This is a genomic window from Aquabacter sp. (assembly GCF_965279295.1).
Classification (GTDB): Bacteria; Pseudomonadota; Alphaproteobacteria; order Rhizobiales; family Xanthobacteraceae; genus Aquabacter.
Map to the genome: position 1 here is coordinate 372,035 of NZ_CBDIHQ010000018.1, position 19,437 is coordinate 391,471.

General features: G+C 65.2%; 16 protein-coding genes and 1 tRNA gene. 6 read left to right on the top strand and 11 right to left on the bottom strand.

Translation table 11 applies throughout. The features are described 5' to 3' along the window. Positions 1 to 21: 21 nt before the first annotated feature. The 5 genes from ADADO0_RS19640 to mgtE all read right to left on the bottom strand — a co-directional run bounded on the left by ADADO0_RS19640 (position 22) and on the right by mgtE (position 6,837). A complete protein-coding gene (locus ADADO0_RS19640; RefSeq protein ID WP_511306893.1) occupies positions 22 to 822 on the bottom strand; it encodes a YdcF family protein in 801 nt (266 codons plus the stop codon). Between the two features lie 130 nt (positions 823 to 952). Then, the gene (locus ADADO0_RS19645) at positions 953 to 1,765 is read right to left on the bottom strand and encodes an aldo/keto reductase (RefSeq protein WP_511306894.1); all 813 of its coding nucleotides are present in this window, start codon (positions 1,763 to 1,765) and stop codon (positions 953 to 955) included. Between the two features lie 42 nt (positions 1,766 to 1,807). Further along, positions 1,808 to 2,980, bottom strand: a complete 1,173-nt coding sequence (locus ADADO0_RS19650; protein ID WP_511306895.1) for an isovaleryl-CoA dehydrogenase — start codon at positions 2,978 to 2,980, stop codon at positions 1,808 to 1,810. Positions 2,981 to 3,121: 141 nt separating this feature from the next. Then, positions 3,122 to 5,260 carry a putative bifunctional diguanylate cyclase/phosphodiesterase gene (locus ADADO0_RS19655; RefSeq protein ID WP_511306896.1) on the bottom strand — a complete coding sequence of 713 codons (2,139 nt, stop codon included), beginning with the start codon at positions 5,258 to 5,260 and terminating at the stop codon, positions 3,122 to 3,124. Positions 5,261 to 5,430: 170 nt separating this feature from the next. Further along, entirely contained in the window at positions 5,431 to 6,837 is a 1,407-nt protein-coding gene (mgtE, locus tag ADADO0_RS19660; RefSeq protein ID WP_511307229.1) for a magnesium transporter, read from the bottom strand. A 320-nt stretch (positions 6,838 to 7,157) separates the two neighbouring features. Here mgtE and ADADO0_RS19665 point away from each other — a divergent pair, with 320 nt between their 5' ends. Then, positions 7,158 to 7,826: a polysaccharide deacetylase family protein gene (locus ADADO0_RS19665; protein ID WP_511307230.1), complete on the top strand. Its 669-nt coding sequence runs from the start codon at positions 7,158 to 7,160 to the stop codon at positions 7,824 to 7,826. 91 nt (positions 7,827 to 7,917) lie between these two features. After that, entirely contained in the window at positions 7,918 to 8,958 is a 1,041-nt protein-coding gene (locus ADADO0_RS19670) for a polysaccharide deacetylase family protein (RefSeq protein ID WP_511306897.1), read from the top strand. A gap of 86 nt (positions 8,959 to 9,044) precedes the next feature. Here ADADO0_RS19670 and ADADO0_RS19675 read toward each other — a convergent pair. Next, positions 9,045 to 9,129 (bottom strand) — tRNA-Leu (locus ADADO0_RS19675). A 165-nt stretch (positions 9,130 to 9,294) separates the two neighbouring features. On the opposite strand from ADADO0_RS19675, the gene lipB reads away from it, so the two are divergent. Further along, a complete protein-coding gene (gene lipB, locus ADADO0_RS19680; protein ID WP_511306898.1) occupies positions 9,295 to 10,041 on the top strand; it encodes a lipoyl(octanoyl) transferase LipB in 747 nt (248 codons plus the stop codon). A 116-nt stretch (positions 10,042 to 10,157) separates the two neighbouring features. Here the strand turns inward: lipB and gatB are convergent, their stop codons facing one another. After that, entirely contained in the window at positions 10,158 to 11,654 is a 1,497-nt protein-coding gene (gatB, locus tag ADADO0_RS19685; protein ID WP_511306899.1) for an Asp-tRNA(Asn)/Glu-tRNA(Gln) amidotransferase subunit GatB, read from the bottom strand. 208 nt (positions 11,655 to 11,862) lie between these two features. Here gatB and ADADO0_RS19690 point away from each other — a divergent pair, with 208 nt between their 5' ends. Further along, the gene (locus tag ADADO0_RS19690; protein WP_511306900.1) at positions 11,863 to 12,960 is read left to right on the top strand and encodes a glycosyltransferase family 2 protein; all 1,098 of its coding nucleotides are present in this window, start codon (positions 11,863 to 11,865) and stop codon (positions 12,958 to 12,960) included. 100 nt (positions 12,961 to 13,060) lie between these two features. Next, on the top strand, positions 13,061 to 14,098 hold the full coding sequence (locus tag ADADO0_RS19695; protein ID WP_511306901.1) for a glycosyltransferase family 2 protein: 1,038 nt from the start codon (positions 13,061 to 13,063) through the stop codon (positions 14,096 to 14,098). A 7-nt stretch (positions 14,099 to 14,105) separates the two neighbouring features. Here the strand turns inward: ADADO0_RS19695 and ADADO0_RS19700 are convergent, their stop codons facing one another. The 4 genes from ADADO0_RS19700 to recQ all read right to left on the bottom strand — a co-directional run bounded on the left by ADADO0_RS19700 (position 14,106) and on the right by recQ (position 18,096). Then, positions 14,106 to 14,390 (bottom strand): chorismate mutase, encoded by a 285-nt coding sequence (locus tag ADADO0_RS19700; RefSeq protein ID WP_511306902.1) that lies wholly within the window; start codon positions 14,388 to 14,390, stop codon positions 14,106 to 14,108. Beyond that, complete coding sequence (gene gatA / locus ADADO0_RS19705) at positions 14,387 to 15,871, bottom strand: Asp-tRNA(Asn)/Glu-tRNA(Gln) amidotransferase subunit GatA (RefSeq protein ID WP_511306903.1); 1,485 nt, start codon at positions 15,869 to 15,871, stop codon at positions 14,387 to 14,389. Before gatA ends, ADADO0_RS19700 begins: the two co-directional genes overlap by 4 nt. Continuing rightward, on the bottom strand, positions 15,868 to 16,155 hold the full coding sequence (gatC, locus tag ADADO0_RS19710) for an Asp-tRNA(Asn)/Glu-tRNA(Gln) amidotransferase subunit GatC (protein WP_511306904.1): 288 nt from the start codon (positions 16,153 to 16,155) through the stop codon (positions 15,868 to 15,870). Before gatC ends, gatA begins: the two co-directional genes overlap by 4 nt. Positions 16,156 to 16,257: 102 nt before the next feature. After that, positions 16,258 to 18,096 (bottom strand): DNA helicase RecQ, encoded by a 1,839-nt coding sequence (gene recQ, locus ADADO0_RS19715; protein ID WP_511306905.1) that lies wholly within the window; start codon positions 18,094 to 18,096, stop codon positions 16,258 to 16,260. 192 nt (positions 18,097 to 18,288) lie between these two features. On the opposite strand from recQ, the gene ADADO0_RS19720 reads away from it, so the two are divergent. After that, positions 18,289 to 19,329, top strand: coding sequence for an HpcH/HpaI aldolase/citrate lyase family protein (locus tag ADADO0_RS19720; protein WP_511306906.1), 1,041 nt, complete (start codon positions 18,289 to 18,291; stop codon positions 19,327 to 19,329). The last annotated feature ends 108 nt before the right edge of the window (positions 19,330 to 19,437 follow it).

The window sequence follows — 19,437 nt, forward strand, 5'->3', positions numbered from 1 at the left end:
TGCCCGGAGGGGGCCCAGCGCCTATGGCGCGGGAAACAGCGCGTTGGTCTTGCCGGTGAGGTAATAGACCACAAGCCCCACCCATTCCTTGGAGGCGATGTCGGTCATGTCCTGGCCCTGCGAGGCGCGCGCATTGACGCCGCCCAGGGCGTCGGACCCGACCGTGCGATAGTCCACCGGCACCGCGATCACGGGAAAGCCCACCTCCCGGAACGACCCCATCGCGCGCGGGATGTGAAACGCCGATGTCACCAGCAGCCAGCGCGAGCCGGGGGCGGGATTGATCATCGCCTTGGTGAAGGCGGCATTTTCGGCGGTGTTGCGCGAGCGGGATTCGAAACGCATGCGCTTCATGTCGACGCCCACATCGAACAGAGCCTCACGCACTGCATCCGCTTCCAGCGCGCCGGTCTCACCCAGGACGCCGGAGGCGCCGGTGAACACGAGCTGCGCCTCGGGATACTGGCGGGAGAGGGCCGCGAACACGATCACCCGTTCGCCGGCATCGTTCACAGACGGCACGTTGCGCGCCAGGGCGATGTCGGGAACCTCGGCGCCGCCGAGCAGGATGATGCCATCCACCGGCTTGCCGTCCGCGACATATTGCGGAAACCGCTCCTCCAGCGGCGAGATCAGATAGTTCGGAAACGGTGATAGGCCCGCGATGATCTGTCCGGCCACCGCAAGCGTGATGCAGATCATCCCGAGCCGGCGCGCGCCGGTGAATACAAAGCCGAGGCCCAGCACTGCGACGAAGACGAGGAAGTTCGACGGGACCGCAAGGCCCCAGAACAGCTTCGACAGCGTGAAGAAATCGTCCATGGCACGCCCCCCAAGCGCAGTTTTTGCTTAAAGCATTTTCATACGCGAGAGCCACAGTTTCGTGCGTGAAACGCCGAAATCGGGAAGCCGTGCACAGCCAGGTTTCAGAAGAATACAGCCATGTCGCAATTCAATCCCAGGCCGGGGCCCAAGCCGGATTGGCCTTGCGGCCGTCGGTCCGGGCCAGCCCATGGAGCGTGGCCATGTCCTGGTCGCTCAGGCTGAAGTCGAACACCTGGAAATTCTCCGCGACCCGCTGGGGCTTGGCGCTGCGAGGGATCACGTTGAGCCCCTGCTGGACCAAATAGCGCAGCGCCACCTGAACGGTGGAACGGCCATGGGTCTCGGCGATCGCCCGGATCACCGGATCGTTTACCGCCTCGCCGCGCGCGATCGGGCTGTAGGCGGTGACTTCGAGGCCGAGGCCCCTGGCGGTCTCAATCATCCGCTGCTGGTCGAGGAAGGGATGCACCTCGAACTGAGCGCAGAGCAGCGGCTCGGGGCTGAGCGCGACCGCCTCTTTCATCAGCGTCCTGGTGAAGTTGGAAATGCCAATGTGGCGCGCAAGCCCCGCCCGCTTGACGCGGGCCATCGCCTCCAGCGTCTCGCGCAATGAGACGGCGGGGTTGGGCCAGTGGATCAGCAGCAGATCCACATAGGGCGTGTCGAGCCGCGCGAGGCTTTCCTCGGCGGCCTTTTCCACCTCGCCGAGGCGGTTCCACCAGACTTTCGTGGTAAGGAAGATATCGTCGCGATCCATGCCCGAGGCGCGGAGCCCCTCGCCCACCGAAACCTCGTTGCCGTAATTGGCTGCGGTGTCGATGTGGCGATAGCCGACCTTAAAAGCCGCCTCCATGACGGCGAGGAGCGCGTCACCATTCACCTGCCAGGTGCCGAGGCCGATCGGCGGCACATCGGTGCCGTTGCCGGTGACATAGCTCATGACGGGCGGCTTTCTTCTCAGGAGATGGATGCGCGGACGCGCTCACATCGTCTTCTCAAACAATTGCCTCCCGATCAACATGCGGCGGATCTCGCTGGTGCCGGCGCCGATCTCATAGAGCTTGGCATCCCGCAGCAGGCGTCCGGTGGGGTAGTCATTGATATAGCCGTTGCCGCCCAGGGTCTGGATCGCCTCCAGAGCCATCCAGGTGGCCTTCTCGGCGGCAAACAGGATAGCGCCCGCCGCATCCTCGCGGGTGGTGGCGCCCCGGTCGCAGGCCTTGGCGACGGCATACACATAGGCCTTCACCGCATTCATGGTGACGTACATATCGGCGATCTTGCCCTGCATGAGCTGGAAGGTGCCGATCGGCTGGCCGAACTGCTTGCGCTCGTGGACATAAGGCAGCACAACATCCATGCAGGCCTGCATGATGCCCACCGGCCCGGCCGCCAGCACGGCGCGCTCATAATCGAGGCCGGACATGAGCACGTTCACCCCGCGCCCCACCTGACCCAGCACGTTTTCTTCCGGCACCTCGCAATCCTGAAACACCAGTTCGCAGGTGTCGGAGCCGCGCATGCCCAGCTTGTCGAGCTTCTGGGCGGTGCTGAAACCGGCGAACCCCTTTTCCACCAGGAAAGCCGTCATCCCCTTCGGCCCGGCGGACGGGTCGGTCTTGGCATAGACCACCAGCGTCTCGGCGATGGGGCCGTTGGTGATCCACATCTTGTTGCCGTTCAGGACGTAGCGGTCGCCCTTCTTGTCGGCGCGGGTGCGCATGGACACCACGTCCGAGCCGGCGCCCGGTTCGGACATGGCAAGCGCACCGACATGCTCGCCGGAAATCAGCTTGGGAAGGTATTTGCGCTTTTGCGCTTCGCTGCCGTTGCGGCGGATCTGGTTGATGCAGAGATTGGAATGGGCGCCATAGGACAGGCCAACGGAGGCAGAGGCGCGGCTGATCTCCTCCATGGCGATAACGTGCTCGAGATAACCAAGGCCCGATCCGCCGTATTCCTCCTCAACCGTCACGCCGTGCAGGCCGAGCGCGCCGAGCTGGGGCCACAAATCCCTCGGGAATTGGTTGGTGCGGTCGATCTCCTCGGCGCGCGGCGCGATCTTGTCGTCGGCGAAGGCGCGCACGGATGCGCGCAGCATGTCGGCGGTTTCGCCGAGGTCGAAATCGAATCCCGAATGGCTATTGGGCAGCATGGCGTTTTTCCTCCGGCCCCTTTTTATCCCACCCTGCGCCCTTCGGCGCAGCGGCGGGTGCGGGCAAGCTTCGGCAGAGAATAAAACGAATGGCCGTTTGTTCAACACCCCTTCGACGCGCAGGATCGGCGAATTGGGGGATCAGCGCCCTGAGGGATCGTCAGCCAGCCGGCGGTTCGGGCCGCGCGCCAGGGCGGTGCGTTGGACCTCGAGCATGGCGACGGCCTGCTCGATGGGAACCGGCGGCGAAAACAGGAAGCCCTGTGCCTGCTGCGCACCGAAGGCCCGCAGGAAGCGAAGCTGCTCGCGGGTCTCGACGCCTTCGGCGGTCAGGACGATGCCGAGCGAGCGCCCCAGCCGCACCACATATTCCACGATGGATGCGGCATCCCGCTCGACGCCCAGGTTCATGATGAAGGAGCGGTCGATCTTGATCTTTGTCACGGGGACGCTGCGGATATGCACCAGCGAGGCGTGGCCGGTGCCGAAATCGTCCAGGGCGATGCGGATGCCGGCATCGCGTAGCCGCAGCAACGTATCGCGCGCCTGACCCTCCGCCTGGAAGATCGCGCTCTCGGTGATCTCAACCTCGAGCCGATTTGGATCGAACCCCGTCTCCTCCAGCACCAGGAGGATACGGTCGGCAATGTCCGACTGCCGCAGATTCACCGCGGACATATTCACAGAGACGGTCACATCCGCGAGTTGCGCGCCAAGCTCGCAGGCCTTCCTGAGCACCCAGGCATCAACACGGGTAATCAGCCGCGAGCGTTCAGCTATGGGGATGAACGCTTCGGGCAGGATACGGCCGTGCTTGGGATGATCCCAGCGCACCAGCGTCTCGAAGCCGATGATGCGCTCGCTTTCCACGTCCACCTGCGGCTGAAACAGAAGCGCCAATTGCCCCTTCGCAATCGCCTCGGACAATTCCAGCTCCACCTCGCGGCGATGCAGAACCTCCACCTCAAGGCTGCGCTCGAACACGCGCAGACTGCCGCGACCCTCCGCCTTTGCACGATAGAGCGCAATGTCGGCGCGTCGCATCAGTTCGCGGGCATCAGTGCCGTGGGCCGGCGCCAGAGCGGCGCCGACGGAGGCACCCACCAGAAGCTCGCGTCCTTCCACCTGAATCGGCTCCTGAATCACCGCCAGCAGGCGCGGCACGAAGTCCGCGATCGCCTCCTCGCCGCCGGGCGCGATGTACAGGACGAACTCATCTCCGCCGAAGCGCGCCGCAAGGCCGGAATTCCCAAGGCTGTCGCGCAGTCGGTATGCCACCAGCCGCAGCAATTCATCGCCCACAGCATGGCCGAGGGTATCGTTGATGTCCTTGAAGCCGTCGAGATCGATGAACAACAGGGCCAGGGAGCCGTTCGGCCCCAGCGCGCCAAGCTGGCGCTGAAGCTGTTCGATGAAATAGCCCCGGTTGGCGAGGCCGGTCAGGTAATCCTCAAACGCCAGGGCCGTGGCGCGAGCCTCGCTCCGGCCGAGCGCAGCGGCGGAGCGCCGCGAGCGGATCAGCAGCGAGATGCAGATGGCGAGCAGGACCGTGGAGAGCGCGGCGATCACCGGCGCGACCTGGCGCAAGGAAATCGCACCCCCCTTGTCGGACTTCCAGGATATGGAAAGCGGCACGTCGCCGGCCAGATTTGTCAGAGCAAAGCTGGTCTCCACGCCCTCAGAATTCACGGCCGGAACGATGTGCAAGCCCGTGACCTGAAGCCGGCCCTCCAATTCCCGCAGGAAATCCTGGTCGACTGCATCCACCGCGATGCAGGTCAGGTTGGGGCTGTTTGAAAGCGATGGGATAACCACCGCAAAGCCCACACCCTGCCCGTCCACGATGAAGCCGATGCGGTTTTCGTTCATGCCCCGCATCACCCGGCGCAAGGCCGGCGCCGCTGCCGCAAGTTCGGTATCGTCCAGCATTCCGCCGTCGATCGATGCATAAACCGGCTTGCCGGTGGCGGCTTCCACAAGGAACGTGCGCTCATAACCGAAGCGGGCATTCAGCGGCGCGCCCAGCCGCTCGTGAACAAAGGCAACGTCGCCGCGTTCCGCGCGCTGCGTAACCTCGTCATCTTCCAGCAGCGCGTTAACGCTGCGCATCATGGTGTTGGCCCGCTCGGAGAGGATCGCGGCGACGACATCGCGCTCTCGCGCCGCAACGCGCTTATCCCCGCCGGCTAAGGTGATGACCAGCAGGCCGACAAGCGCTCCCAGCACGACGGCGACAGCCGCGACCGAGGCGATGAAGAAGGCGCGCTCGTCAGCACCCAAACGTCTTGGAATTTTCGCCTCCTGCCGGCCGCTGGCGACCGCACCACATCTCGTGGTCGCCTACCTTTTAGGCAATGGGCACAGGCAGATACAATAGGACCGAAGCCGTTAAACACCAAAAGGAAAGCGGCGCATCAGCGCGCTCTCGGCATCACGATACCGATCTTCAGCTAAGCCTTCGCGAACCAGAGAGATGCGAAGCCGAGGAAGGAGAAAAATCCCACGCTGTCTGTCACCGTGGTGACAAAAACGCCCGAAGCGACTGCCGGATCAAGCTTGAGTTTGTATATCGCCAGGGGAATGAGAATGCCGAACATTCCTGCCGCCAGCATGTTCACCACCAGCGCCGCCGCGATCACGCCGCCAAGCTGAGGATTGGCGAACCACGCCGCCGCAATCAACCCCAGAAGCACAGCCAGGATGACGCCGTTGCAGAGGCCGACCAGCACCTCACGCACCACGACGCGGCGGGCGTTGTGGCTGCCGAGGTCCTTGGTCGCGAGCGCGCGCACGGCCACCGTCATGGTCTGGTTTGCGGCGTTTCCGCCCATGGAGGCGACGATCGGCATCAGCACCGCCAGCGCCACCATCTTCTCGATGGTCGCCGAGAACAGGGCGATGATGAAGGCGGCCAGGAACGCCGTGCCGAGGTTGATGATCAGCCAGGGAAGCCGCGCCCGCGCCGTATAGGCGACGCTGTCGGAGAGTTCCTCGTCGCTGCCGACACCGGCCATGGCGCGCAGGTCCTCGTCGGCCTCTTCCTGAATCACGTCCACCACGTCATCGATGGTGATGACGCCCACCAGCCGACCCGCATCGTCCACCACCGGGGCGGAGACCAGATTGTAGTGCTGGAACATGCGGGCGACGTCTTCCTGATCGTCGCTCGCCTTCACCACATTGCTCTGCTCGCTTTTCACGGCCGTCATCAGCACGGCGCGGCGATTGCGCAGGAGTCGGTCGAGGGACACCGCGCCCACCAGGCGGTAGGCGGGGTCTACGACGAAAATCTCGTAGAAGGTCTCCGGCAGGTCATCGGTCTGGCTGATGTAGTCGATGGTGCGCCCGACGGTCCAGAATGGCGGGACCGCGATGAACTCGGTCTGCATCCGCCGGCCCGCGCTCTCCTCGGGATAGTCGAGCGAGCGTTCCAGGGCCACGCGCTCCGGCGCAGGGATGTATTTGAGGATGTCGGCCTTCTCATCCTCGTCGAGGTCTTCGAGGATGTAGACGGCATCGTCCGAATCCAGATCGCGAATGCCTTCCGCCACCGTCCACGGCTTGAGCGCGTGGAGGATCTGGACGCGCATCGTCTCGTCCAGCTCGGTGAGCGCGGTGAAATCGAAGTCGCGGCCCAGAAGCTCGATGAGCTGAGGGCGTTCGTCGATTTCAAGCGATTCGAGAAGGTCGCCCAGGTCGGCCTCGTGAAGGCCAGCGATCTCATGCTTCAGCGCCGGCCGATCACCACCGGTAATGGCGGCCTCGACGCGAGCGAGGAATTCGGGCGCGAACGCCCCCTCCTCGTCGCGGAAGCGGACAGCGGCGCGATCATCGATGGCGGCGTCGTCCTCTTGCATCTGCCAGTCCTCTTCGGCGGCATTGATCGGAAGCCTGAGGCGTTCTAAAGCGCCAGCCACGTCGAGGGAAGCAATGAAGGCCGCCGGCACGGCGTCAAATCCGCCCTTCCCTTGAGAATCGCCCTGCTGCCGTATCTCGGTAAGGAGCGGGGGCGCTGTCGGCCCCGCTTTCCCCATCGTGCTCTCGTTCGGGTAATTCCATGACCTCTCACGCACTCACCCGAATCGCCCTTGTCGCGGCAATGCTTGCGGCAACGGCCGCTTCCGTCTCAGCCGCCGGCTGCCCGGGCCGCCCTGATGCCTTGGGGACGTCGCGCGTGATGGAGGTCCCGGCCGGGGTGCAAGTGGGGACTAAATCGTTTCCGCGGACCTTGCCGCTGGCGGATCGCGAGGTGGTGCTCACCTTCGACGATGGCCCCTGGCCGCAGACCACAGCCGCAGTGCTCGACGCCCTGAAGGCGGAGTGCGTGCGCGCCAGCTTCTTCCTGATCGGCCAGAACGCGCGCGCGCGGCCGGAACTGGTCCGGCGCACCCTGGCGGAGGGGCATACGGTGGCCCATCACTCCATGACCCACCCCGAGGCGACCCTCGCGCACCTGACCTTTGAAGCGGCGGTGGCGGAAATCGAGCGCGGCATGGCTGCGGACGATCAGGCGGCCTATGGCAGCGCCACGGGCGCCCCGCGCGTCCCGTTCTTCAGGTTTCCGGGGTTCGCCTCCACGCCTCAGCTTCTGGATTATTTGGCCAACCGTGGCATTTCTGTCTTCGGTGCTGACCTATGGGCAAGCGACTGGAATAAAATGACGCCGGAACAGGAGCTTGCCCTGGTACTCGGCCGGCTCGACGCGGCCGGACGCGGTATCATCTTGCTCCACGATACCAAGGCGCAGACAGCGGCCATGATACCGGCGTTCTTGCGGGCGCTTGCGGTGCGCGGATATCACGTTGTTCAAATCGTTCCAGCCTCGGCAAAGCCGCCCGCGCGCTGACCTCATATGGTCACGGGCCTGCCTGGAAAGACCGGCGCTGGTTCCTGACCGAAAGGTCCGCCCCCAACGGGGCGCCGGGAGACTTTGAAAGATGCGGTCCATTGTTCTGGCCGGGGCGCTGGTTGCGCTGGCAGGCGCGGCCTACGCCGCCGACACCTGTCCCAACACGGATGCCCTCGGCACGTCGCGCACCATCACCATCGATCCGAAGCAGGCGCCGTTTCTCGGCAATCTTCAGTACAAGACGACCGCGCCGCTGCAGAAGGGCGAGGTGATTCTCACCTTCGACGACGGCCCGCTGCTGCCCATGACCCAGCGTGTGCTGGACACGCTCCAGCGCGAATGCGTCAAGGCGACCTTCTTCATCGTCGGTCGCATGGCGAAGGCGTTTCCCACCACGGTGCAGAAAATCTCGCAAGCCGGGCACACGATCGGCACCCACAGCGAAACCCATCCGCTGATCTTCCCCAAGCTGACGCATCCAGCGGGACTCAGCGAGATCGAGCAGGGCATCGCCTCCACCAATGCCGCCCTCGCGCCCATCGGCGCCCATGCGGCGCCGTTCTTCCGCTTTCCGGGTCTCGGCCGAACCAAATTCTATGAGAATTACACCCAGGAGCACGGCATCGCCGTGTTCAGCGTCGATCTGGTGGCCGACGACTGGATGCACCTGAAGCCCGACGAAGTGATGAAGCGCGCTCTGGACCGGCTGGAGGCGCGCGGATCCGGCATCCTGCTGCTGCACGACATCCAGCCTTCCACGGCCGTCATGCTGCCGACCTTCCTCAAAGAGTTGAAGGCGCGCGGCTTCAAGATCGTTCACATGGTTCCCGGCGAAAATCCGCCGGCCGACCCGACTGCACCGGCAACGGCGCCGGTTGCTGCAGCCCCAACAGTGGCGCCTGTCGCCAAACCCGCCGTCAGGCCGGCTCCCGCGCAGGGAACCGCTGCGGCGCCAGCCACCGCCCCGACGGCTCCGCGCGCCGCCGCTGTCGCCAAGCCCGTCCCGCTGCCCGTTCCGCCACCCGCACAGGCTCAGGCCGCGCCCGCCGAACCGCCGAAGGATGAGAATCCCTTCGCCCTGTTCTGGCCGCGCCTGCTCTCGACGATGAACCCGGAACAGCCGCGCTGACGAGCGAAGCCTGTCAGACCCCAGAAACGACAACGGCGGCCCAGGGGCCGCCGTTGTCCGTTCCGGAACTCAACTCTGCCAATATCTGGTGCGGACGAGAGGACTCGAACCTCCACGGGTCTCCCCACTAGCACCTCAAGCTAGCGCGTCTACCAATTCCGCCACGACCGCATTCAGATCTGGCCCGGGCAAGCCCGGCAGCCGGCTTATCGCCGGGGGCCATCGTCTAACAGATCGACTCTGGCGCCACAAGGCCTCAACACGACGCCTCGCGACAACTATATGTCGCTTGTGGACAAGGGCGCAGGGGCGCCCTTCCGGAACGATAGTGCCCGCATGACCCCGGTTCTCACCCGTGCCAGCCTCGACACCCATTTCTTCCCCACCGCGCCGGACGCGCCGCCGGTGGAATGGTGGATCAGCGACACCTTGGTCCCCTACCCCGAGGCCATCGCCCGCATGGAGGCGCGTGCCGCTGCCATAGCCATAGGAGAGGCTGCAGAAGCCGTCTGGCTGCTGGAACACCCGCCGCTCTACACTTCGGGGACCAGCGCCAATCCGGCGGACCTGGTGGATGAGCGCTTTCCGGTGTTCGAGACCGGACGCGGCGGCCAGTTCACCTATCACGGCCCCGGCCAGCGGGTGGCCTATGCGATGCTCGACCTGCGACGGCGTCAGCAGGATCTGCGGCGTTATGTGAGCGCGCTGGAAGCCTGGCTGATCGGCACGCTTTCGGCCTTCAACATCACCGGAGAGCGCCGCGAAGACCGAGTCGGCGTCTGGGTGGCGCACGATGGCGACGAGGAGAAGATCGCCGCCATCGGCATCCGCGTGCGCCAATGGGTGACGTTCCACGGCATATCGCTGAACGTGGATCCGGATCTCTCGCACTTCGGGGGTATCGTTCCCTGTGGCGTGCGGGAACACGGCGTCACCAGCCTGGCCGCATTGGGGCGGGTTGTGACCATGCCTGAGGTGGACACTGTGCTGCGCATCGCCTTCGAGGCCGTGTTCGGCCCGACGGTGGACGCTGCGCTTCCCCCGTCGGCGTCGTTCCCTCTCCCGCTTGCGGGGGAGGGTTAGGGAGGGGGAATTTGTGAGGAAGTGGCTAGGACGCAGTGTTTTTCTTAAGCTGCTGGCCCCCTCCCCAACCCTCCCCCGCAAGCGGGAGAGGGAACTATGGCGCCAGGGAGAGGCCTTCAGATCCCCAGCTTGCGCTTCAGGATATCGTTGAGGGCCTGCGGGTTGGCCTTGCCGCCGGACGCCTTCATGGCCTGACCGACGAACCAGCCAAGCATGGTGGGCTTGGCCTGGACCTGGGCCACCTTGTCGGGATTGGCGGCGATGATGTCATCCACCACCTTCTCGATGGCGCCGGTGTCCGTCACCTGCTTGAGGCCCCGCTCCTCCACCAGTTGGCGGGGGTCGCTGGCCCACTTTTCCTCGAGGATGACGATCAGAACATCCTTGGCGATCTTTCCGGAGATGGTGCCGTCCGAGATCAGGTCCACCAGCCCGGCCACCTGCGCCGCCGAAACCGGCGTGCGGGAAATCGAGACGCCGACGGTGTTGGCATAGGCCGCCACATCGCCCATGACCCAGTTGGCCACGAGCTTCGCGTTCCGCGCCACGCCGCCGGTCTTTACCGCCTCCTCGAAATAGTCGGCGGTCTCCTTCTCAGCCACCAGGATGGCGGCGTCATAGGGGGTCAGGCCGTAATCGGCGATGAAGCGGGCCTTCTTCGCGTCCGGCAGTTCTGGCAGGCCGGCTTCCATGTCGGACACGAAGCCTGGCTCAAGCACCAAAGGCAGCAGGTCCGGATCGGGGAAATAGCGATAGTCGTGCGCCTCTTCCTTGGACCGCATGGAGCGCGTCTCGCCCCGGGTCGGATCGAACAGGCGGGTTTCCTGGCTGATGGTGCCGCCGTCCTCGATGATGTCGATCTGGCGCCGCGCCTCGGCCTCCACCGCCTGGCCGATGAAGCGGATGGAATTGACGTTTTTGATCTCGCAGCGGGTGCCCAGCGGATCGCCGGGCTTGCGCACGGAGACATTCACGTCGGCGCGCAGGTTGCCCTTCTCCATGTCGCCGTCGCAGGTGCCGAGATAGCGCAGGATGGAGCGCAGCTTGGTCACATAGGCCCGCGCCTCCTCGGAGGAGCGAAGGTCGGGGCGCGAGACGATCTCCATCAGCGCAACGCCGGACCGGTTCAGATCGACGAAGCTGCGGGAGGGGGACAGGTCGTGGATCGACTTGCCGGCGTCCTGCTCCAGGTGCAGGCGCTCGATGCCCACCAGGATGCTTTCGCCGTCCGCCAGATCCACCACCACCTCGCCCTCGCCGACGATCGGGCTCTTGTACTGGCTGATCTGGTAGCCCTGGGGCAGGTCCGGGTAGAAATAATTCTTCCGGTCGAACACCGAGCGCAGGTTGATCTCCGCCTTCAGCCCGAGGCCGGTGCGCACGGCCTGGGCGACGCATTCCTTGTTGATGACCGGCAGCATGCCCGGCATGGCCGCATCCACCAGCGACACATGGTCGTTGGGCGGGCCGCCAAAGGCAGTCGAGGCACCGGAGAACAGCTTGGCGTTGGAGGCGACCTGGGCGTGAATCTCCATGCCGATCACGACTTCCCAATCACCGGTGGCGCCCTTGAGGAGCTTCTTGGCGTCAGTCGGACGAGCGTGGGCGTTCATCTCGGTTCCCTTGGAAAGAATAGGCTCCTGCCCCCGTACTCCCGCACGCTGGGCGAGGCAACCGCCGACATTGACGGCGTCGCAAAGGCCATGACAATACGTCATCCCCTAGGGGAGCGATCTCAATTTTGATCGCCGATCACACTTTGCAGAGACGCGGATTGACGCTTGGCAGTCCCGCTCCACGGTAGAAACCGCCACCTCGATCATGCGCATCGCTTCAATCTCGCTCGTCAAGGACGAGGCCGACATCCTCGAGGGGTTTGTCCGTCACAACCTCCATTTCGTCGACCGCATGTACATCATCGACGATCGGTCCTCGGACAACACGCCGGAAATCCTGCGCCGCCTCGCGCAGGAGAGCGATGCGGTGCGTGTGGTGGAAGATGGCTGGACCGGCGCCTTTCACCAGGCCAAGCGCACCACCGCCATGATGCAGCGCATTCTCCAAGAGGAGAATTGGGACGTCATCACACCGCTCGATGCGGACGAATTCATCGGCGCCACAGATCGCGCGACGTTTGAGGCCGACATCGCCAGCGTTCCGCCTGGGATGGCGGGGGCATTCGCGGAAATGCGCTATTTCGCCGGTCCAGATGACGACCTGGGCATAGCGGACCCTCTGGTCCGGGTGCGCAGCTGCCTCGGCCATGATCCGATCAACAACCGGTTCAAGAGCTTCGCCCCCCGGCACCTGCTCGACGAACCGACATTGGTGTTCGACGAGGGCAACCACACGCTGCGAACCCACGGCATCGAGGTCCCCACCCGCACGCTGATGAAGACGCCGCTGGCGCATTTCGCCATCCGGTCGGTGGACCAGATCGCCGTGAAGTGCCTGAAGCATTATGTCGGCTGGCGCAGTCGGGAAGACTACACGGGAAGCTTTGTCCCCACCCTCATTGCCGGCGCACAGGCGCTGAAGGGCGAGCCGCGCTTCGCGCTCGCAGCCTCCGCCCCCATAATTCCAGCCTATTGCGCGGGGTATTTTCTGGAACTCGGCGTCGACCGACCGTTCATCGAGCGGCGCGGAGAGCTGAAGTGGCCGGAACTGGCGGTGTCTCCACCCTATGCCCAGGTGATCGGTCTGTTCGACCAGTTGATCGCCCGCGCCGCCTTGGGAGATGCCCTGACGAAGGCCGCAGGCGGCAATGGCGATGGCGTCGCCGGCGTTGTCGCCGAGCGCAACGCCTTGCAGAGCGAACTGGAGCGGATGAAATCCTCCACCACGCTTCTGGCGAAGGCGTACTGGAAGGCGGTTTTCTTCCGGCTGCGCAAAGCCATACGCAAGCGCCGTTACAAATAGCTCGGCTCCGCGCACCGCGGCGGGCTATGGACTGGCGCCGCCATCGTGCTAGGCGTCTGCGGACGATTGCCTTCTGCCCGCCCGTACCCGAGACTCTTGCATGCGATTAGCCTCAGTGACCCTCGCGCGCGATGAAGCGGACATCATCGAACCCTTCATCCGCCACAACCTGCACTTTCTCGATCGCATGTATGTGGTGGACGACGGCAGCTCGGACGCGACCCCGCGTATCATCGCCTTGCTTCAAGCTGAGGGCCTGCCGGTCGAAGTCGTGGATGACGGCAGCCATGCCAGCTACCGCCAGGGCCAGCGTGCCACCGCGTTGGCGGCCCATGCGATGGCGCAGGAGAAATGGGACTTCATCCTACCGATCGATGCCGACGAATTCATCGACGCCACCGACCGCGCGCAGCTCGAAAGCGAGCTTGCCGCCCTGCCCGCACCGCATGCGGGCTCGTTTTCGATGACCCATTACATCCCCGGCCCCCAGGATGATCTCGCGGATCCTAACCCGCTGTCGCGCATCACTCAGGTTCGCAATCTGCCGCGCGGGCCGAACAAGGTGATCGTCCCCGGCGCCATCGCCGGGCATCCCGAGATGCTGATTTCGGACGGCAATCACATGCTCAGCCACTGGCATGTGGAAGTGCCCGCCGTGCTCACAAAAAGCGTGGACCTGGCTCACTTCCCGATCCGCAGCACCGATCAGTTGGTGGCGAAGTGCATGATCAGCTACATGCGCTGGCGGGCTCGGCCGGACTACACCGCGCAGGCATCCTCCCACCTCATCAACGGTGCGAAGGCGCTGGCCGGCGAACCGCGCCTGACCATCGACGACCCCACCACGCTCCTGGATGCCTATCTGGCATTCCCGAGCGGCCCGCTGGTGTCACGCCCGTTCGTGAACGCTCGCGGCGAGATGCGTTATCCCGATCTCGCCAACACCTACCCCTACCGGCGCGTGCTGGACGGGGTGGATCTGTTGATCGAGGGCGCCCGCAGTTCGCTGGGGGAGATTCACGCGCTCCGGCAGGAAATGGAGCGCACTCGCGCGCCGTTCCACGCCATCTTGGCGGCGGCGGTGCGCAAGCACCGCCGCTCCTTCATGCGGCGATGGAAGTCACTGACCAAAACCTAGGGACGCCTCAGCCGAGGTGGCGTTCCTCGTATTGCACGGTCCAGTCGATGAGGTTGCGCCAGATCCGCTCGGCGAGGTCGGGGGGAATTCCCTTGGCCTCAGCGCGGGCGCAGACCCGCGCCACGACTTCTTCCACCCGCTCCGGCAGCAAGGCGGCGATGCCCGCCTCCTGCTTGATGACCACCACCTTGCCGACCACCGCGACCCGCTCCACCAGCAGGTCAACGAGCTTGTCGTCGATGGCGTCGATCTCGACGCGGGCCGCTGCGAGGCCGGGATGGACCTCGCTCATTTCGCCCACCAGAAATCCTCAACCGGGAAGCGCCCGGCCGAATCCTCGATGCCCTGCGCAAGGGAGAACAGCGTCTCTTCCTCGAACGGGCGGCCGATGAGCTGGAGGCCGAGCGGCAATCCGTCGGCGGAATAGCCGGCCGGCACCGAGATGGCGGGAAGGCCGGCGAGGTTCACCGTCACGGTGAAGACGTCGTTGAGATACATCTCCACCGGGTTGGCGCTGGTCTTCTCGCCAATGCCGAAAGCGGGCGACGGCGTCGTCGGGGTGAGGATCGCGTCCACACCCTGGGCGAACACGTCGTCGAAATCGCGTTTGATGAGGGTGCGGACCTTCTGCGCCTTCAGGTAGTAGGCATCGTAATAGCCGGCCGAAAGCACATAGGTGCCGATCATGATGCGCCGACGCACCTCCGGCCCGAAGCCGGCGGCGCGGGTGCGCTCATACATGTCGATGATGTCCTTGCCCGGAACCCGCTCGCCGTAGCGCACGCCGTCATAGCGCGCGAGGTTGGATGAGGCTTCCGCCGGGGCGACGATGTAATAGGCCGCCAGCGCGTATTTGGTGTGGGGCAAGGTGATGTCCACGACATCCGCGCCGGCCTCGCGGAGCATGGCGGCGCCCTGCTCCCACAGTTCGCAGATCTCCTGCGACATGCCCTCGACCCGGTATTCGCGGGGAATGCCGATTCGCTTGCCGCGCACCGACATGCCCACCGCGTCCTCATAGTCGGGCACGCGCATGTTGACGCTGGTGGAATCCTTGACGTCATGGCCGGCCATGGAGCGCAGCAGGATCGCCGCGTCGTTCACCGTGCGGGCGAACGCGCCGGCCTGATCGAGCGAAGAAGCATAGGCGATGATGCCCCAGCGCGAGCAGCGCCCGTAGGTCGGCTTGATGCCGACCGTGCCGGTGAACGCCGCCGGCTGGCGGATCGAGCCGCCGGTATCTGTGCCCGTGGCGCCGGCGCACAGGAACGCCGAGACTGCCGCCGCCGACCCGCCCGAGGAACCGCCGGGAACCAGCGGCGTCGTGTCGCCATCGCGCCGCCAGGGCGAGACCACGGGGCCGAATGCGGAAGTCTCGGTGGAGGAGCCCATGGCGAACTCGTCGTTCGCGAGCTTGCCCAGCAGCACCGCCCCGTCACGCCACAGATGGGACGTGACGGTAGATTCGTACGGCGGGATGAAGCCGTCGAGAATTTTCGAGCAGGCGGTGGTCGCAACGCCCTCGGTGGCGAACATATCCTTCACGCCGAGCGGCAGTCCCTCAAGCGGGCCGGCATCGCCCGAGGCGATGCGCGCATCGGCGCGGGCGGCCATGGCGAGCGCCTGGTCGGCGGTCTCGACCGTGTAGGCATTGAGCGGCCGGGCCTTCTCCATCGCCTGGAGATAGGATGTCGCGAGTTCAACGGCGGTGAATTCCCCGGTCGCCAGCGCCTCACGCGCCTGGGTCAGGGAGAGCTGGTTGAGCGCGGTCATTCCACCACCTTCGGCACGGTGAAGAAGCCGCCCTCGGCCTCCGGTGCATTGGCAAGCACCTTCTCGGGATAATGGCCATCGCTGACCACGTCATCCCGCATGGGGAGGGTCAGCGGGACCACACTGGTCATGGGCTCGATCGAGGACACGTCGATGTCGGCCAGTTGCTCGACGAAAGCGAGAATCGCGTTCAGCTCGCCTTGAAGCGCGGGAAGCTCCTCCTCGCGCACGGAGATGCGCGCTAGATGCGCCACCCGCCGCACCGTCCCCAGATCGACCGACATGAAAAACTCCTTCACCGGGCACCCGACGGCGCCCCGCCCCTCGCCTATAGCAAGCCGGGGAATTGCGAGGCAACGGCATTGGAAACCGCCGACGCCCTGTTTCTACCCTTCCCGCACCACCGCAAGGAATTGCGCGCCGTAGCGGTCCAGTTTTGCCTGGCCGACGCCGGAGACATCTCCGAAGGCGGTGAGCGAGCGCGGACGCAGGCGCGCCATCTCCATCAAGGTGGCGTCGTGGAAGATCACATAAGGCGGGACGCCCTGCGCCTTCGCCAATTCCAGGCGCAAGGCACGCAGTTTTTGATAGAGCCCTTCGTCGCCGGGGTCCGCCAACGCCGCCTTTGGCGCGCGGCCGCCGCCGGTGACGCGGGCGGCGCGCACACGGGTCTCGGCCTTCAGTTCGACTTTCCGCTCGCCCCGCAGCACGGGCCGGCACGCCGCCGTGAGGCTGAGGCCTCCGTGCCCCTCCACATCGACGCTCAGCAGGCCCATGGAAACCACCTGTCGGACGATGGCGCGCCATTCGTCTTTCGACACATCGCTGCCGATGCCGAAGGTGGAAAGGGTCTGGTGGCCGAATTTCGTCACCTTCTCGTTGGTGGTGCCGGTGAGCACGTCCACCAAATGCCCGGCGCCGAACTTCTCGCCGGTGCGGTAGACGCAGGAAAGCAGCTTCTGCACCGCCTGCGTGCCGTCATAGGTGCGCACCGGCTCCAGGCAGGTGTCGCAATTCCCGCAGGGCTCGTCCAACTGCTCGTCGAAATAAGACAGCATCACCAGACGCCGGCAGCTCGCGGTCTCGCACAGGCCGATCAGCGCATCGAGCTTGCTGCGCTCGACGCGCTTGCGCGCATCGGGGGCGTCGGATGCTTCCACGAACTGGATCAGCTTCGCCACATCCTCCATGCCGTAGAGCATGAGGGTTTCGGAGGGCAGCCCGTCGCGGCCGGCGCGGCCGGTCTCCTGATAGAACGACTCGATGCTCTTGGGCAGGTCGAGATGGACCACGAAGCGCACGTCCGGCTTGTCGATCCCCATGCCGAAGGCGATGGTCGCCACCATCACGACCCCCTCCTCCTTGAGGAAGCGATCCTGGTTGCGGGCGCGGACCTGGGCGTCGAGCCCGGCATGGTACGGCAGGGCGGTGCGCCCCTCGGTGTTCAGCGCCTCGGCGGTCGCCTCCACCTTCGCGCGGCTCATGCAATAGATGATGCCCGCCTCGCCCTCGTGCGCATCGAGGAAGGCCCGCAACTGCTGGCGCGGGGTGGCCTTCGGGGCAATGCGATAGCGGATGTTCGGCCGGTCGAAGGAGGACAGGAACACCCGCCCGTCCTCCAGCCCCAGCCGCTCGACGATCTCACGCCGCGTCGGACCATCGGCCGTGGCGGTCAGCGCGATGCGCGGCACCGAGGGAAAGCGTTCGTGGAGCACCGTGAGCTGGCGATACTCCGGGCGGAAATCATGTCCCCATTGCGAGACGCAATGCGCCTCGTCGATGGCGAACAAGGCAATTTTTGCGCCCTGGAGAAGGCTCATGAAGCCATCTGTCAGCAGCCGCTCTGGCGCGACATAGAGCAGGTCCAGCTCGCCCATGGCGAGCGCCCGCTCGACCTGCCGCGCCTCGCCGGGCGCGAGCGAGGAATTGAGTGCCGCCGCCCTGACGCCAAGCTGGCGCAGGGCCTGAACCTGATCGTGCATCAGGGCGATCAGCGGAGAAATGACGATGGCCGTGCCGGCACGCGCCAAGGCCGGGACCTGATAGCACAGGGATTTGCCGCCGCCGGTTGGCATGAGCACCAGCGCGTCGCCGCCATCGGTGACGTGGGCGACGATCTCCGCCTGTCGGCCCCGGAACGCCTCGTAGCCGAAGACGTGCCGCAGGACGTCCGCCGGATCGCGGACACGGCCGTCCTGGACGGGAAGGAACGAGTCGGTGGGCATGGCGCCTTATAGCCCCCCGCGCCCGGCCGGCAAACGCGGGCGTTCGCCGCTGTCGATCCGTGGCCTCATCCCATTGTTTTCGCTGCTGCCGGCGCGCGCAATCGCCTCAGAGATCAACATGCTGCAATGCAACTTGAGGCTTGCCGCCCCCCGTCTCCTGTCTCATTCTGAGTCTGTTGAGGGGGGATACCAATGAAACTGCCGCGCAATTTCTTCAAACCGCTGGCCATCGGTGCGCCCGCACCCTATCGCGAACTTCCGGTGCGCCTGGAGCGCATGATTCATTTCGTGCCGCCCCATCTGGAAAAGCTGCGTGCCAAGGTGCCCGACCTCGCCAAGCAGGTCGATGTCGTGCTCGGCAATCTTGAAGATGCGATTCCCATCGACGCCAAGGAAGCCGCGCGCGATGGCTTCATCGAGATGGGCAAGAGCGTGGACTTCGGCACCACCGGCCTGTGGACCCGCATCAACGCCCTCAACAGCCCCTGGGCGCTGGACGACGTGATCGAGATCGTCAGCGCCATCGGTGGCAAGCTCGACGTCATCATGCTGCCGAAGGTGGATGGCCCCTGGGACATCGCCTATCTCGACCAGCTTCTGGCCCAACTCGAAGCGCGCCATTCCATCGGCAAGCCGATCCTGATCCACGCCATTCTGGAGACCGCAGAGGGCGTGAAGAATGTCGAGGAGATCGCCGCAGCCTCCCCGCGTATGCACGGCATGAGCCTCGGCCCGGCCGATCTCGCCGCCTCGCGCGCCATGAAGACCACCCGCGTCGGCGGCGGGCATCCCGACTATAAGGTTCTCGCCGATGCGGATGGCGACAACCCGCGCGCCGGATACCAGCAGGACCTCTGGCACTACACCGTCGGCAAGATGGTGGACGCCTGCGCCGCCAACGCCATCAAGCCGTTCTACGGCCCATTCGGCGATTTCGGCGATCTCGCCGCCTGCGAGAGCCAGTTCCGCAACTCCTTCCTGCAGGGCTGCGTCGGCGCCTGGACGCTACACCCCACCCAGATCGCCATCGCCAAGCGGGTGTTCAGCCCCGATCCCGGAGAGGTTGCGTTCGCGCTGAAGATTCTCGAGGCCATGCCGGATGGTGCCGGCGCGGTCATGATCGACGGCAAGATGCAGGATGACGCAACCTGGAAGCAGGCCAAGGTCATCGTCGATCTCGCCCGCATTGTCGCCGCGAAAGACGCGGACCTCGCGAAGGTATATGGATTGTGACCAAGGGACCCTTAGGGCAAGCGGGCCCTTTAGGGTGAGTGGGCGTTAAAGTTCAGAGGGGACGGCCGATGCCGCACGATTATAAGCCCAGAGACGTCTCCACCCCGT